The sequence below is a fragment of the Allonocardiopsis opalescens genome, assembly GCF_003002095.1.
Classification (GTDB): Bacteria; Actinomycetota; Actinomycetes; order Streptosporangiales; family Streptosporangiaceae; genus Allonocardiopsis; species Allonocardiopsis opalescens.
In genome coordinates this window covers 51,090-64,663 of record NZ_PVZC01000002.1, presented here as the reverse complement: position 1 = coordinate 64,663, position 13,574 = coordinate 51,090, and the positions used below count along the sequence as shown (strand labels likewise).

17 protein-coding genes are annotated in these 13,574 nt (G+C 70.4%); 2 read left to right on the top strand and 15 right to left on the bottom strand.

What is annotated here, in order from left to right; translation table 11 throughout:
• Positions 1-28: 28 nt before the first annotated feature.
• The 15 genes from CLV72_RS07010 to CLV72_RS06940 form a co-directional block, all read right to left on the bottom strand.
• Complete coding sequence (locus CLV72_RS07010) at positions 29-1,531, bottom strand: YfjI family protein (RefSeq protein ID WP_170140906.1); 1,503 nt, start codon at positions 1,529-1,531, stop codon at positions 29-31.
• A 136-nt stretch (positions 1,532-1,667) separates the two neighbouring features.
• Positions 1,668-2,630: a bifunctional DNA primase/polymerase gene (locus CLV72_RS07005; RefSeq protein ID WP_245929960.1), complete on the bottom strand. Its 963-nt coding sequence runs from the start codon at positions 2,628-2,630 to the stop codon at positions 1,668-1,670.
• Positions 2,627-3,034: a RapZ C-terminal domain-containing protein gene (locus tag CLV72_RS07000; protein WP_106241738.1), complete on the bottom strand. Its 408-nt coding sequence runs from the start codon at positions 3,032-3,034 to the stop codon at positions 2,627-2,629. Before CLV72_RS07000 ends, CLV72_RS07005 begins: the two co-directional genes overlap by 4 nt.
• Positions 3,031-3,801: a deazapurine DNA modification protein DpdA family protein gene (locus CLV72_RS06995; RefSeq protein WP_211302761.1), complete on the bottom strand. Its 771-nt coding sequence runs from the start codon at positions 3,799-3,801 to the stop codon at positions 3,031-3,033. The genes CLV72_RS07000 and CLV72_RS06995 overlap by 4 nt, the downstream gene beginning before the upstream one ends.
• Positions 3,798-4,205 (bottom strand): hypothetical protein, encoded by a 408-nt coding sequence (locus tag CLV72_RS06990; protein WP_106241735.1) that lies wholly within the window; start codon positions 4,203-4,205, stop codon positions 3,798-3,800. The genes CLV72_RS06995 and CLV72_RS06990 overlap by 4 nt, the downstream gene beginning before the upstream one ends.
• A 92-nt stretch (positions 4,206-4,297) precedes the next feature.
• Entirely contained in the window at positions 4,298-4,681 is a 384-nt protein-coding gene (locus CLV72_RS06985) for a hypothetical protein (protein WP_106241732.1), read from the bottom strand.
• 117 nt (positions 4,682-4,798) lie between these two features.
• Positions 4,799-5,089 carry a hypothetical protein gene (locus CLV72_RS06980; protein ID WP_106241729.1) on the bottom strand — a complete coding sequence of 97 codons (291 nt, stop codon included), beginning with the start codon at positions 5,087-5,089 and terminating at the stop codon, positions 4,799-4,801.
• Between the two features lie 71 nt (positions 5,090-5,160).
• A complete protein-coding gene (locus tag CLV72_RS06975; protein WP_106241726.1) occupies positions 5,161-5,577 on the bottom strand; it encodes an NUDIX domain-containing protein in 417 nt (138 codons plus the stop codon).
• Positions 5,578-5,602: 25 nt separating this feature from the next.
• On the bottom strand, positions 5,603-6,253 hold the full coding sequence (locus CLV72_RS06970; protein ID WP_106241722.1) for a Pycsar system effector family protein: 651 nt from the start codon (positions 6,251-6,253) through the stop codon (positions 5,603-5,605).
• 84 nt (positions 6,254-6,337) lie between these two features.
• Positions 6,338-7,591, bottom strand: coding sequence for a DUF2637 domain-containing protein (locus tag CLV72_RS06965; RefSeq protein WP_106241719.1), 1,254 nt, complete (start codon positions 7,589-7,591; stop codon positions 6,338-6,340).
• 17 nt (positions 7,592-7,608) lie between these two features.
• Positions 7,609-9,642, bottom strand: a complete 2,034-nt coding sequence (locus CLV72_RS06960) for a type IV secretory system conjugative DNA transfer family protein (RefSeq protein ID WP_106241715.1) — start codon at positions 9,640-9,642, stop codon at positions 7,609-7,611.
• Positions 9,643-9,655: 13 nt separating this feature from the next.
• Positions 9,656-10,027, bottom strand: a complete 372-nt coding sequence (locus tag CLV72_RS06955; protein WP_106241712.1) for a hypothetical protein — start codon at positions 10,025-10,027, stop codon at positions 9,656-9,658.
• The gene (locus CLV72_RS06950; RefSeq protein WP_106241708.1) at positions 10,024-10,245 is read right to left on the bottom strand and encodes a hypothetical protein; all 222 of its coding nucleotides are present in this window, start codon (positions 10,243-10,245) and stop codon (positions 10,024-10,026) included. The genes CLV72_RS06955 and CLV72_RS06950 overlap by 4 nt, the downstream gene beginning before the upstream one ends.
• On the bottom strand, positions 10,242-10,469 hold the full coding sequence (locus CLV72_RS06945) for a hypothetical protein (protein WP_146159373.1): 228 nt from the start codon (positions 10,467-10,469) through the stop codon (positions 10,242-10,244). The genes CLV72_RS06950 and CLV72_RS06945 overlap by 4 nt, the downstream gene beginning before the upstream one ends.
• 3 nt (positions 10,470-10,472) lie before the next feature.
• On the bottom strand, positions 10,473-10,874 hold the full coding sequence (locus CLV72_RS06940; RefSeq protein ID WP_106241702.1) for a hypothetical protein: 402 nt from the start codon (positions 10,872-10,874) through the stop codon (positions 10,473-10,475).
• A gap of 190 nt (positions 10,875-11,064) precedes the next feature.
• Between CLV72_RS06940 and CLV72_RS06935 the strand changes: the two genes are divergently transcribed.
• Both CLV72_RS06935 and CLV72_RS06930 read left to right on the top strand, forming a co-directional pair.
• Positions 11,065-11,826 (top strand): GntR family transcriptional regulator, encoded by a 762-nt coding sequence (locus CLV72_RS06935; RefSeq protein WP_146159372.1) that lies wholly within the window; start codon positions 11,065-11,067, stop codon positions 11,824-11,826.
• 129 nt (positions 11,827-11,955) lie between these two features.
• Entirely contained in the window at positions 11,956-12,498 is a 543-nt protein-coding gene (locus tag CLV72_RS06930; RefSeq protein WP_170140905.1) for a 2'-5' RNA ligase family protein, read from the top strand.
• Positions 12,499-13,574: the final 1,076 nt, after the last annotated feature.

The following is a 13,574-nucleotide window of genomic DNA, read 5'->3' as shown; positions in this document are numbered from 1 at the left end:
GTTGAGTTCCGGCGTGTGTGTTTGGCGGCTATGCGCCGGAACCGCTGATGTCGGGGTGTGTGCTGTAGGTGGGGGCGGGCGGGCGTCCGCGTCCTTTCTGTTCGGGGGTGGGGTTTTGGCGTATCCATCCGTGTTGTTCGAGGAGGTCGAGGGCGGGTGCGAGGTCGGCGACGGTGCTGCACCGTCCTTTCGGTGTGGCGCGGACGATGGCGCGGGCGGTGAACTCACGGACGGGGTTGCGGCGGAGCCAGCCGAGCAGGAATCGAGCGTCGGCCATGCCGGGGGTGGTGTGCATGGAGTCGAAGGCGGCGATGGCGTGGGCGGCGTAGTAGTCGCCGATGCGGGCGGCGGCGGTCATGGTGGCGCCGTCGATGAGGTGGCGGTGTCCGTCGCCGCCGTGGGCGGCTAGGTGCAGCAGGCCAGCGATGCGGCACACGGCGCCGACGTGCTTGCCTGCCCAGTCGGCGACGTGGCCGAGGTCGCCGGTGTCGGGATGAAGCCGTGGCTCCATCGCGCGGGACAGCTCCGCGCGCAGCTGGGCGGCGTCGGCCGACAGCTGTAGCCGCATGGGGTCGTCCCACCCGTACAGGTCGTTGACCAGGGATTGAACCTGGGTGTCGTAGCGAGCGGCGAGTACTTCGGGCACGATGGGCGGGTCTTCGTCACGGCTGCCGATGTTGCTGGCCGGCATCGCGTACAGGATGCGCCCGAGCAGGCCCTTGCCTCGGAAGCCCGGCATGTCGGCGATATCCCGGACGACCTCGGGCTGTACGGCCAGTCCGAGGGTCAGCGCGGGGTGTTCGACGTGCAGGGGCGGCTGGCTGCGCCGATCGACCCGCAGCATGTCCCCGGCGTGGCCCTTCAGGAACAGGTCAAGGTTGGGCACGCCGGAGTAGCGTCCGGCGAGCGTGGCGAAGATGCCGCCCTCGGCCGACAGCACCGCGAGGCGCCCGCCCTGCTCGGCGAGCAGCGATGCCGCCGGTTCAGGGGTGATGTCGTCGGCGACCAGCACCGGGCGGACGGGCACGGTGATGTCCTCGGCGGCCACGGCTGCGCTGGTGGCCTCGGCGAGCGCGTCGGTGTCCCCGCCGCCTCGCCCGGCGGCGGCGCGGGCGGCCTTCTCCGCCACTGCGTTGGCGATGCGGCGGGCCTGCTCGGCTTCCATGATCTGGGGTTCGATGCGGTCTTTGAGGGCCTTCTCCGCCCGCATCAGGGGCGCGGTCAGCGCCCGGAACACCGCCGACTTACGAGAGGCGGGCGGCATGGCCACCACGGTGAAGATGTTCACCGGCTCCACCCAAGAACCCCGCACGTGCACCACGGCGCGGCCCCCGCCCGCCGTGGACAGCACCGCCAGGGCGATGGACCCGGCCAGGTCAACTGGGGTTTGGGTCTCGGTCGCCACGGCGGCCACGAAGTCAGCGAGCCAACCAGGGAAGGCATCGGCGGGGAAGGCGGGCAGCCGTGTGCGGTCGCTGCCGAGGGGCGCGGGCGGTTCCCACTCTTCGCCGTGGGTGGCTGAGTTGGGCATGGGTGGGCCTTCCATAGGTGTGCGGGTCGTGAGGCGTTGAACGGGTCGCCCTTGGCGCCGGAGGGTTGGAAGCTTCAGACCGGTCGTGGTGAGGCGGGAAGGCTTCCAACCCTCCGGTGGGTCGGGCGGCGGTGGGTCAGGCGGCGGTGGTGCGGGGGCGGGCCATTCCGGCGGTCAGGCCGCTGCGGATGATGGCGTTGATCTCCCGCACCGTGTTGGGGTCGCCGTACCGGTTGGCGGCCAGGGCGGCGTCCCGTAGGGCGTCTTCGACGGCCTCGCGGGGCAGGGTGCCCGCGCCTACCAAGGTGCCGAGGGAGAACGCCGCCCGGTTGAGGGTGTGGTGCCGCGCCCCGGGTTTGGTGTCGGCGACCTGCTCGGCCTCGCGGCGGAGCGCGGCGGCGGCGTAGGCGGGCACGTCGCGCAGCTGGGCTGTTTGCCAGGGCCAGCCGCCGGCGGGGCGTGTCGGTGCCGGTGTGGGGGTGAGTAGGCGGGTGAGCCAGTCGGGGAGCGGGGCGGGGTCAGTGCGGTCGATGACGGTGTAGCGGCCGGCGCCGTCAGGCTGGTCCACGCGGCTGCCGGGGCCGACGACGAAGCCGCCGTTGGCGCGGGTGTCGATCATCCACCCCAACCCACCGCCGTCCCGCCCGGACGTGTTGCGCAGCTGCACCCGCTCGGGCGCGGTGAAGTACAGGTGCAGCCCGCCCCTGCCGGTCCGCACGGTGAAGGTCTCCAACGGCAGCGCTTGCCCGTGGTTGTGGGCGAGCACGGTGAGCGTGTCCAGCCCCCACCGCACGTCCAGCTCGGCCAGCTCCGGCGGCGGCACCTGCCCCGGCTTGGGGACGTCCAGGTCCACCACCATCAGGCGCGAGGGGCCGCAGGCGATGCCGACGTTGGCGGCGGGGCGCCGCGCCCAGTGGCCACGGATGAGGTCGACATCGGTGGTAGCCTCCCCCTCCCAGTCGCGCACGGCGGGGCGCTTGTCCCCGGAAACCACGGGGAACACCGACCAGCCCCGGGCGGCGGCGAGCAGGGCGAAGGACACCGGCCGACCATGCGTGGCGCGGGCGAGGTTGCGGGCCAGCGCCGCATCCACATTCACACCGCACCCCCGCCATCGATGTCGCGCACGACGCGCGGGAGATGCACATGGAGGTGTTCGGTGGTGGCTGCACGGCCGATGAGCCGCAGGCGGCGGGCGAGCAGTTCGACCAACGCGACGGATCGGTGCCTGCCGCCGGCGCAGCCGATGGCGATGGTCAGCGGCCGGTCGCGGCGCTGGCGTGCGACGTGGGCGGCCAGACCCAACAGCAGGCGGCGGGCGCCGGGGGTGGCGTGCACGGCGCGCTGGACGGCGGGGTGGTGGCCGGTGAGGTCGAGCATCCCGGCGACCCGCGCGGGGTCGCGCAGCGCCTCGCGGACGTTGGCGGTGAGGTCGGCGGCGGGCGGGGGGCTGTGCAGGTAGCCGAACGAGATCAGACGGACTGCGGGCGGGGTGGTGTTCATGCGGCGGCTGCTCCTTCCGCGGGAGGGGTGGGGAGGTTGGTGAGGAGTCGGGTGCGCCAGGCCAGGGCGTAGCGGGGGCAGTTGGCGCAGTTGATGTGGGTGGTGCAGCCCGGGAGCGGGGGGCGGCGGCGTGCGTCGTAGGACCAGGCCATGGAGTCGGCGGAGGCGATGAGGTGGCCGATACGGCGCAGGCCGAGGGTCTTGACCCCGAAGCCGTGCAGTTGGCGGATGCCCCGGGCGTGCAGGGCGGTGACGATGGTGGTGATCTCGCTGGTGGCCTGGCGGCGGCATACCGACCCCAGGCCGACCACCGGGGCGGCGGCCAGGTCGACGCCGGCGGCCTCATAGCGGTCCGCGCACCCCAGGTAGTCGGCGACGGTGGCCCCTTGCAAGGGGATGGCCCAGGGCAGGTCTGGGGCGCGGTGGCGCAGTTCCAGGTAGTTGGCGACGGTGCGCCGTTGGTGGTCGGCCACGCTCAGCCCGGTGCGAGCGAGCATCACCGACTCACACATCCAGTCCTGGGTGGCGCACCACTCCAGTTGTCCGATCTCGGTGCGGTAGCGGCGCACCGCCGTCACGTACTCGGCCGGGGTGGTGCGCCACTCCCCGAACATGCTGATCTCGGTGAACCCGCCACTGTCGAGCGCCCAGGGTGCGGCGGCGCGGGGCAGGCTGCGACGCCCGGCAAGGCGGCGGTGGGAGACGAACAGCGGCACACCGGCGGTGTTCAGCCAGTTGGGCATGTGGGTGCCCAGGTAGAACCTCACCCGGTCACCTCGCCGAGGTCGAACAAAGCATCGGTGGTCGGTGCGGCGCGGAGGGTGCGGGTGTGGTGGGTGTCGCGGCGGGTGTGGCAGGGGGCGCACATCGCCATCAGCTGCTCGGCCCCCAGCGCGGCGCCCTGGGAGGGGGGCACCGGGGTGCGCGGGACGGCGTGCAGGGGCCGGCCGGGCCGCTGCTCGGCCGGGCAGCGCCCCCGCCCACGCGCGTAGTCGTCGGAGTCGGCGAGGGGGTGGGGCCGTGCGCATTCGCCGGTGCACTCGCACCGGCCACCCGCGCGGGCGGTCACCGCGGTCCATACCGAGGCACCCAGCAGCGGCGGACGCACCTGCTCGGCGTACTCGGTGTCGGTGTCGTGGTCGGGGGTGTGGAGTCGGCTGTGGTCGGTCATGATGGATGGGCTCCTTCGCATTCGAGGGGTGGTGGCCCCGACGCTGCGCTGCCAGGCATTGCGTCGGGGCCGCGCTGTGTCGGCGACCGCGATCACGCGGCCGTGGCGGGCTGGTGGGCGGTGCGGGGAAGGCAGGTCCACACCCGCACCGACAGGCCCTGGTAGGTGCCGGTGGCGGCGATGAAGGCCGTGCGGGGGATGTCGGGACTGGGGGTCTCGGTGACAGTGGCGCCGTCCAGGGCGTTGGCCCAGGCAGCGATGCGGGCGCGGACCTCGGCGGCGCCGCCACCGACGCTGCTGAGGTGGCCGTCGAGGTCGGCGTAGGAGGCGAAGGAGAAGACGGCGGAGGTGTCGATGCCCAGCCGCCAGCTGGCCATCGACGGCAGGTCGGGGCGGTCGGCCAGGTCGGCCAGCAGCTCGGCCAGGGCGGCGGCGCGGCGGGCGAACACGGCGGCATTGCGGTCGGTGGTGGGCATGGCGAAGACTCCCGTCGTCGGGTCCGGTGGGATCGGTGATGGTGGAGGTGGGGGGTGCCCGCCCCGGGCGTCGCACCCGGGGCGCCGGCGTCGGTTACCGGGCGGGCGGTGGGTCGGTCAGTTGGGGTGGTCATTGGTGCAGATCAGCCCTCCGCCAGCGGGGCGGACCGGGGCGCCGCACTTGTCGCACGCCGACCCGAAGAGGGCGCGCCCGCTCAGGGCGAAGGCGGGGTGCGCGGCGGTGTAGCCGGCGTGGCGTCCGCAGTTGATGCAGACGGTGGCGCCGTCGGCGCGGGTGTAGTAGCTGTGGTCACCGCGTTCGCACGGCGTCACACCGAGCACCGGGAGGACCGGCAGCGCGAAGACAGCGGGCGGCGGGTTGGCTGCGGGGGCGGTGGGTGTCATCATCGGTGGTGCCTCTCTGTGAGGTGCCCGGACGCCGGATCTGTGGAAGGTGAGGCGTTCGGGCTTTTGGTGTGTTACGGGGTGGGTGTGAGGAGGTCGGTGAGGATCGCGGCGTGGTCGAAGGCCAGCGGCGGCAGGTTGGTCAGCGGCCACCAGCGGGCGTCCGCTGCGTCGTCGCCGGGGTCGATGGGGGTGGGTGCGGGCAGGGTGGTGGTGTAGACGGCGGTGACGTAGCGGCCGCGCGGGTCGCGGTCGGGGGTGTCGTAGACCCCTGCCTGCCGCAGCCGGGCGGCGGCCACGAATAGGCCGGTCTCTTCGGCGAGTTCGCGGGCGGCCGTGGCGCGGGAGGTCTCGCCGGGTTCGACGTGCCCGCCGGGCAGCGCCCACCGGCCCTGGTAGGGCGCCCACCCGCGTTCGATGAGGAGCAGGTGCCCGGTGGCTGCGAACACCACAGCGTCGGCGGTGTAGCGGATCGTCTCGGCGTCGGTCATGAGGTGACTCCTTCGGGTTCGGGGGTTACAGGCCGGTGGCGGTGAGAATCGCGGCGAGGGTGAAGGCGGCCAGGGCGGTGATGAGGCAGTTGGTGGCGTGGCGGATGGCGGTCTGCTTGTCGAGCAGGACGGCGCTGAGGTTGCGCAACTGGACGTAGGGTTCGTCGGGGTGGAGGGTGGCCAGGAGGTCGGCGACGGCGGGTCCGGCGGTGTTGGCCATCCGGGTCCACAGCAGCCGTACGGTGCGGGGCCGTACCGCGAGCAGCAGCCGTAGGACGGCCAGGCCGGTGGCGGACCCGCCGACGCCGGCGGCGATGGCCGCCCACAGGGGCAGGTCGATGGTGGCGAGCGCTCCGGCGGTGGCGGCGAGTACGGCGGTGGCCAGGGCGAGCAGTGCGGCCGTCTTGGTGTCGGTGCGGACGAGTTCCCAGCGGACTTCGGCGGTCAGGTCCGCACAGCGCTGCTCGGCGGCGGTCGGTGGGACGAGCGTGGCCGCGATGTCGGTCAGGGCGTTGCCGAGGTCGATGCGGGTCTCGGTCATCTCGCCGACCACGGCGGCGCGGGCGGCGGCGATCTGCTCGGCCACGGCGGCCGCGCGGGCGGCGGAGTCGGCCGGGGTCGGCGGCTTGCAGGAGTCGGGAAGGTGACGGATGGCGGCGGTCGCCTGCTCGGTCATGGTGGCTCCAAGCGGTTTCAGGGATGGCTTCGCGGGCGCCCCGGCGCGTATGGGCGCCGGGGCGGCGCGGGTGAGGTGGGGTCGCTAGACGGCGGTGAGGCGGCGCGGCGTCGTGCCGGTGTCGGTGTCGTCGGCGCGGAGCTGGTTGATGAGTCGCTGGCCGGTGCGGGTGTGCACGCCGAGGGCGGCGGCCAGACCGGCGCCGGTGATGTCGGGGCGCTCGGCGAGGATGCGGGCGGCGCGCTGTCGCCGGTCGGTGTCGGTGTCGCTTGCGGCGCGGCGCGGGCGGGTGGTGTGTCGCTGTCGCTTGGCGGGGCGCCGCTTGGCCGTGTCGGTGTGTGCGGCGCCGCTGTCGCCTCCGGTGTCGGTGCGGTTGTCGCTGTCGCCGCTGTCGTGCGACACGGGGGTGTGGCCGGGCAGGGCCAGCAGGGGCAGGGTGCGGATGGTGTCGGCGGGATCGGCCAGCTCCCGCGCGGCCTCTGGGGTCATGGCCACCGTGGCGGCGGTCATGGCGGTGACGATGTCGTAGGCGCGGCTCATGGTGGCGTCGTCGCCGTGGTCGAGCATCCACCGCAGGTGACGCGGGGTGGCCACGCTCCACGTGCTGCCGTAGTGCTGGCGGAGCATGGCGTAGGCCAGCTGGCGGCGGCCCTCGGTGGCCAGGGCGGCGGCGTAGTCGGTCTGCCCGGTGCCCACCATGCGGCGGGCGACCTTCGCGGTGCTGATGGGGTGGGCGAGCCAGCGGCCGAACGGGATGCGGTCGGCGACCCGACCGGCGGCGAGTCCGGCGAGGTGGCGCACCCACAGGCTGACGCACTCACTGATCAGGATGATCGCCAGCGGCGGGCCCGCGTGGCCGAGGTAGGAGGCGGCGCCGTCTCCGGCGTGTCCGGCGCTCACGTTGAGCACGATGGTGAGGACTGACAGCCCGAGTGCGGACCACCGTGCCAGCGGGGCCCGCCTGCCCTGCCACTCCATCAGCAGGTCCAGGGCGAGCATCCACACGATCAGGGCGTCGATCCCGATCGGGAACATCCACCGCAGGTCCCCGAACGGCGTGCGCTCCAACCACGTCGCCAGGTCGTACAGGGTCGCGAAGGACATGGTGAACGCCACAGTGACCAGGGCGAGGGCCCCGGCGAGGATGCCCGCGGTGGCGACACGATGCGTCCAGGTCACCCGCGAGCGCCCCTCAGCGCTGCTGCTCGCCGCAGCCGCGCGGCGCCGCTCGGCGCGGGCGAACAGGCGGCGCACCCACCACACGGCGGTCAGCGCCACCACCACGGCCAGCGCGGCGTAGATCCACCACGGGATGGCGGGGACGGTGTCGAGGTTCATCAGGGGTACCTCCCTTCTCAGGCGTTGGTGAGGTGGCGGCCGGCGCCGGGGGTGATGGTGTACACGCCCTTATCGGCGTGGTCGATGACCCCGGCTTCGGTGAGCTTGCGCAGCTGCTTGAAGAGCCACGGCTTGGACTTGCCGGCGCCGACCCACAGGTGTCGGATGTCGGCGGGGCGGAACTCCCGCTTGCCCTGGTCGTCCCACTCTTCGAGCTGGCGGCGGAAGGCGGCGCGGGCGTCCTCATCGCTCAGCGGCCGGTCGGCGCCGGGGGTGGGCAGGGTGATGGTGTCGGTGGGTTCGGTGATGTCGGAGTCGTGGTCGAGGTGGGCTTCTTCGGGGTCGGGCGGTTCGATGGCCTGTAGGGCCTCGTGGACCTCCATCGACAGCTCACCGTCGCCGGTCGGGGCGGGCGGCTCGGGCTGGGCGGCCGTGGCCTGCTGCTCGGCGGCGGGCGCCGGGGCGGCGCGGCCGTTGCGGATGAGGACGTCGGCGAGGATGTCGGCGTGCCGGTTGCGCTGCGCGTAGGCGGCGCCCGCTGCGGCGGCGGTCACCTCGTCCAGCGGGGTGCGCAGGTGGGCGTAGTCCAGCGCGATCTGGGTGAGGGTGGCGCCCTCGATGAGGTAGGTGCGCAGCGGCATCGCCTGACGGTCCTCGGGGATGCCGGGGGCGCACAGGTAGGCGTAGCCGGGCCGGTTGGCTCCCCATACCTCGGGGCGCGCGCCCGCTTCGATGACGGGTTCGGGCAGCACCTTGCCGGCGTCCTCGCCGTCGCGCACGCCGTAGCACATCTGGATGCCGATGTTGGCGCGCGCGTCGGTGTCGAGGTTGGTCCAGGTGGCGCGCTGCAACGACGCGCACAGGTGGATGCCGGCCGACCGGGCGACCTGGGTGAGCTTGGTGAAGCTCTCCAGGTCCGGAATGAGCTGTGCGGCTTCTTCGATCAGCACGTACATGAAGTTGATGCCGCAGCCCGGCTTCCACTGCTCAAGGCCGAGCCGCCCGAGGTGGTCGGCGCGCGCCGTGGCGACCGTGTACAGGGTCTTGAGCATCGCGGTCGCCTCGGTCTTGGTCAGGGCGAGCCAGTCGATGCCGGGCAGGGCGGCGCCGAGGGTCTGGCGGCCCTTGGCGGTGTCGATCGCCCACACGGTGACCTCAGGGCGGGTGAACAGGTCGGCGAGGCGCACCCATTCGCCCTTGGACTTGCCCGATCCGGTGGTGCCCACGGTCATGGAGTGCGCACCCACCGGGTTGAGCCGCACCGGCTCGCCGTCTTCGTAGATGCCGAGAGTGAGCGGCGCGCGGTCGCTCAGCGGCGTGCCGGCCGATGCCGGGCCGGGCCAGGGGGTGGGGACCCGCAGCATGTCGGTGTGGATGATGGTCAGCCGCGCCCGGTCCGCGCGCTCGGGATCGGGCACCGCGCGGATGCCGGTGCGGGGCGTGCCCAGCGCGGAGGCCAGCCGGGGCAGCGCCGAGGACACGTCGTCGAAGGTCTGCTCGCCGCGAACGAGCTGGAGGGTGCCTTCGGTGCGGGCGCCGTCCTTGCTGCGCTTGGCGCGCAGCTTCGACCCCTTCAACCGGCCGATCTTGTCGGTGATGTCGGACCACTTGAACCCACCACTGGCCCATCCGGCGGTGTCGAAGTCCGCCGAGCGGATCACCAGCCTGAGGTTCCACGACACGGCGAGGGTGGCGCCGCCCCACATCAGCAGGTCCAGTACCGGGCGTTCGGTGGGGCCAACGATGGTGGCGGCGGTGAACCAGCCGGTACCGGCGGCCATCGTGACGCCGGTGTGCACCCGCGCCACCACCGACCGGGCCCGGTACAGCATGTCGGCCATCCCGGTGAGCACCACCCCCGACAGGGTGAGCCCGGACGCCGCGATCGGGGTGATCACGGGGTCACCACCCCACAGGTGATGGGTGAAGGCCGTGACGGGCACCATCCCGGCGGCCACCACCCACGGCGGAGCCAGCGGCGCCAGCACCGACGCCGCGCGGGCGCCGGCCCGCTCGGCCGACCCCTCGAAGAAGTCACGCTTCCTAGCCATCAGTACCCCTCCCTCACGCCTCGAACTTCATGGGCTTCTTGCTGGGCTTGGCCTTGGCGGCGTTCAGCTCCGCCTCGAACAGCCGCACGAACGTGGCGTTGATCCGCACCGATTCGGTCGCCGAACGCCGCAGAAACTCGGCGATGTTGCGGGCGTGCCGGGCCACCGCCTTGGCGCGGGCGCGGCCCTGGAACCCCTCCATCACGCCGCCGGGCGCCACCGCGCGCAGCCGCGCCTCGATCTCCTCGGCGGCGAAGTCGAACTCCATCGCCAGCGTCTTGAACCCATCGCGGGACACCCGCGAGAACTGCGACACGTCCTTGTTGGTGGCGAACTCGATGCCGGCCGCCGCCTCGATCAACTTCCGGGCCTGCTCGCTGCTCATACGTCGTCCCTTCTGGTGAACCGGACAGGGGGGCGGGGGTGGGAGGCACGGGAGCGGTAGGCGCGGCCGACCTCGCCGAGCCAGTCGGCCAGCACACACGACAGCGGCCGGTAGCCCAGGTAGGCGGCGGCGATCCGATCCAGCGCCAACAGGTGCAGGTCGACCAGGTGCAGCACCGCCGACAGGCAGCGGACGAACGCGCGGACGCGGCGCCTCATCGGGGCCGCCGGACGATCCGCAGCGGCGCCCACTTCTTGATCCGGCCCCACCCGGCCGCGCCGAGGACCAGCAGCGCCGGGTACATCGGGTCCAGCCCCGGCGCCCACAGCGCCGACAGCCAGTACGCCGCACCGGCCAGGACCAGCACACCGAACACATCGGCCACCAGGTCCAAGGCGGGCGAGCGGCGCCGACTCGCGCGGCTCTTGCGGGAAGTGGCCATGACTCACGCCGCCTCCCCCGACACCGGCCAGCCGCCCCGCCGGCGCGCCGACAGCTGCACAACGGGCGCCGACTCTCCCCGGGCGGGGGTGTCGAACAGCGCTTCGGTTTCGACGGCGAACCGTTCCACCAGCGCAGCGGTTTCCGCCCCCAGCTCGGCCACCAGGGCCGAACTCTCAGACTCGAACCGATCCAGCAGCGGACCCACCTCGGCCGGCCCGGCGAACTCGCTGTCGGCGATGTCGGCCAGGGCGGCCCGGCGGGCACGCTCGGCATCGGTGACCAGCTCGACAGGGCCGACCTCAGCGGCGATGCTGGACGGGCCCCTTCGGTTGGGCAGAGGCGGGACCGGCGTGTGTGCTTGGCGGCTATGCACCGGTCCCGCCGCTTCCATGTACAGACTCATGTGCGAACTCACGAACGGACCTCCAAATCAGGGCTCGCCGCCGGAGGCAGGGCAGAGCCATGCGCAGATGCAGTCATCAGGTCCTCATGAGGACCTGATGAGCAAGCTACGTCTGCCTCGTCAGGTCGTCAAGTCCTCATGATGAGTAGACTTCAGATTCGGACCGATCGAGGTCAGGAAGGTGACCGCCGTGGCGAAGTACCAACGGGTCGCAGACGAGCTTCGACAGCGGGTCCGGCATGGTGACTACCAGCCGGGTGACCGCTTGCCAGCGGAGGCATCTCTTGCGCAAGAGTTCAGGATTAGCCTTCCTACAGTGCGACAAGCTTTGTCGATTCTTCAGCTCGAAGGCGTAATCGAAAAGCGTCAAGGCATTGGGAATTTCATCAAGGAAAATCGAAGGCTGCAAAGGCGTTCTCGGCATCGCTATGGTCGCGCCAGATCGGACGGGAAGCTACTCACCTCGCATCTGCGACACAAAATTACATTTGCTGGCCGGACTTCGGTTGATCCACATATCGCGGAGTTGATGGGCATCGAGCCAGGCGTGGAAGTAGTTGCTAGGCGTCGTGTTCTCTACGACAAAATCACAGGCAAGCCTGAGGAAATCGGTGCCAGCTATATTCCTGTCTCCATCGCGGGTGGAACGTTCCTTGAAGAACCGAAGGTGGTCCCGAAAGCTCTGTTTCTGTGTGTTGAGGATTTGAGCGGTCAGAAATATTCTTATGCTCGCGATCGCTGGATTGCGCGGAGTGCGTATCCGGAAGAGGCTGAGGATCTAGAGTTGCCGATGGGTGGGCAGGTTGTTCATCTAATGCACCAGGCGCAAGCGGGAGACGGTTCAATCCTTGAAGTGTCAGAGTCAATATGGCCAGCGGACCGTATTGTCATAATTGACGATTATGAAGTCAGCGGAGATTCGGGCGAACCTGCCAATCCGTCGGACATCTAAGGAGTCGCGATGCAGCCTCGGCCGTTGGAAAACGCTACGGAAGTTCGAGACCATTGGTGGCCTCGACCAGGGTGGCAGCCTGGACGACTATTTTATACCTGGCACCTGACGTTTGGAGATAATGAGAGGTTGCGTGAGATTGTGGCAGCCTATCAGCGGAGTATTGTGCCATTTGGCGGACTAAATTTGATACCTGGGGACTGGTTGCATATTACGCTTCAAGGTGTGGGGTACGTGGATATGACTTCCGATTCTTATATCAATGACGTCATTGCTGGTGTGTCACGCAGAGTGTCCACGTTGCCGCCGTTGGAAATTTCGTTTATTCGTCCATATGTGCTTGAGGAAGCGGTTGTAATTGCACCTGAACCCGCGACCGTTCTTCATGAACTGTTGGTTCGGGTTCGGAGTGGGATGAATGATTCAGTCGGAGAGGTGGACACGAGTCCGGAGCAGCGTAAGGGCTTTAGGCCTCATATGAGTATCGCGTATTTCAATTCACCGGGGCAGGCTTCCCCATACATTAAGGCTCTGGGAAAGGTGCGCGCAGATCCGGTGAGTGTCCGTGTGGACGACCTCGAATTGATCGTTCAGGATCGTGTACTTGATCCCGAATGGGTGTACAAGTGGACGACGCACACAAGCGTGCAACTCGGCTCAGCAGTCAAGTAGGTGGTCGCCCGCAAATACAGAGCGCACCGGTCGTGGTGGTGCCATCTATTGCCAGCAATTGCCAGAAAACCCTGACCTGCGGAAACGTGGTGCCAGATATTCGGCGCGCCGGTCGGCGGTGGTGTCGGCGCCGGTGGTGGGCGGTGCGCTGGGGCGCCTCGCCGGGGTCGTGGTGGTGCCATCTATTGCCGGGAATTGCCAGAAAATCCTGACCTGCGGAAACACCGGTCGTGGGCGGGGTCCGCGGGGGCTTCCCACCCTTGGGCGGAGGCGGGAAGCAGGCGGCTCGGCCGGGCCGGCGAGCGGGGACGGGGCGAGCGCGGAGGGTCCACGCAGCTGCCCGATGTTTTCTGGCACCACGTTTCCGCAGGTCACGAATTTATGGCATTGATGGCACAGGCGTCCGCGCCGTACCGTACCCGCCCCGCAGCGGCCGTCCGCATCCCTGTACGCACCCGTGCCGAGAATGTCAGAAAACCCTGACCTGCGGAAACGTGGTGCCAGATATTCGGCGCGCCGGTCGGCGGTGGTGTCGGCGCCGGTGGTGGGCGGTGCGCTGGGGCGCCTCGCCGGGGTCGTGGTGGTGCCATCTATTGCCGGGAATTGCCAGAAAATCCTGACCTGCGGAAACACCGGTCGTGGGCGGGGTCCGCGAGGGCTTCCCACCCTTCGGCGGAGGGGCGGAGGGTGGGGAGCGGGCGGCCCGCCAACCGTGACATGCTCAGGGGTGCGCGCGTGCTTCACATGATCACAAAGGTTGGCGGTCGCTTCGTAACCCGCAGCGGCGCGTGCGGGGGTGGGGTTGAAGGTCAGGGGGTGTAACCGGCCGGCGTGACCCCGGGTGTGACCGGGTGCCGTGACCGGGTGTCAGAGTGCTCCGTGACCGGGCGTGACCGAGAGGGGTGGGGGTGAAAATCGGCCCGCTGAGATGGCCGACAGGGGACGAACTGTGCCCACCGTGATGGGCTAGACCCCTCTGCCCCTGATCTTGTTAGAGGGCGTCTCAGCGTCTCGCGCCGCGCTGCTGTACAGCAGCGAAGTACAGCAGCGCCAGCGGACGGCAGTGGACGTTGGTG

Bases quoted from the DNA above. Each gene is read 5' to 3' on its own strand.
- CLV72_RS07010 (WP_170140906.1), bottom strand. From the start codon at position 1,531: ATGCCCAACTCAGCCACCCACGGCGAAGAGTGGGAACCGCCCGCGCCC.
- CLV72_RS07000 (WP_106241738.1), bottom strand. From the start codon at position 3,034: ATGAACACCACCCCGCCCGCAGTCCGTCTGATCTCGTTCGGCTACCTG.
- CLV72_RS06990 (WP_106241735.1), bottom strand. From the start codon at position 4,205: ATGACCGACCACAGCCGACTCCACACCCCCGACCACGACACCGACACC.
- CLV72_RS06985 (WP_106241732.1), bottom strand. From the start codon at position 4,681: ATGCCCACCACCGACCGCAATGCCGCCGTGTTCGCCCGCCGCGCCGCC.
- CLV72_RS06980 (WP_106241729.1), bottom strand. From the start codon at position 5,089: ATGATGACACCCACCGCCCCCGCAGCCAACCCGCCGCCCGCTGTCTTC.
- CLV72_RS06975 (WP_106241726.1), bottom strand. From the start codon at position 5,577: ATGACCGACGCCGAGACGATCCGCTACACCGCCGACGCTGTGGTGTTC.
- CLV72_RS06970 (WP_106241722.1), bottom strand. From the start codon at position 6,253: ATGACCGAGCAGGCGACCGCCGCCATCCGTCACCTTCCCGACTCCTGC.
- CLV72_RS06965 (WP_106241719.1), bottom strand. From the start codon at position 7,591: ATGAACCTCGACACCGTCCCCGCCATCCCGTGGTGGATCTACGCCGCG.
- CLV72_RS06960 (WP_106241715.1), bottom strand. From the start codon at position 9,642: ATGGCTAGGAAGCGTGACTTCTTCGAGGGGTCGGCCGAGCGGGCCGGC.
- CLV72_RS06955 (WP_106241712.1), bottom strand. From the start codon at position 10,027: ATGAGCAGCGAGCAGGCCCGGAAGTTGATCGAGGCGGCGGCCGGCATC.
- CLV72_RS06950 (WP_106241708.1), bottom strand. From the start codon at position 10,245: ATGAGGCGCCGCGTCCGCGCGTTCGTCCGCTGCCTGTCGGCGGTGCTG.
- CLV72_RS06945 (WP_146159373.1), bottom strand. From the start codon at position 10,469: ATGGCCACTTCCCGCAAGAGCCGCGCGAGTCGGCGCCGCTCGCCCGCC.
- CLV72_RS06940 (WP_106241702.1), bottom strand. From the start codon at position 10,874: ATGAGTCTGTACATGGAAGCGGCGGGACCGGTGCATAGCCGCCAAGCA.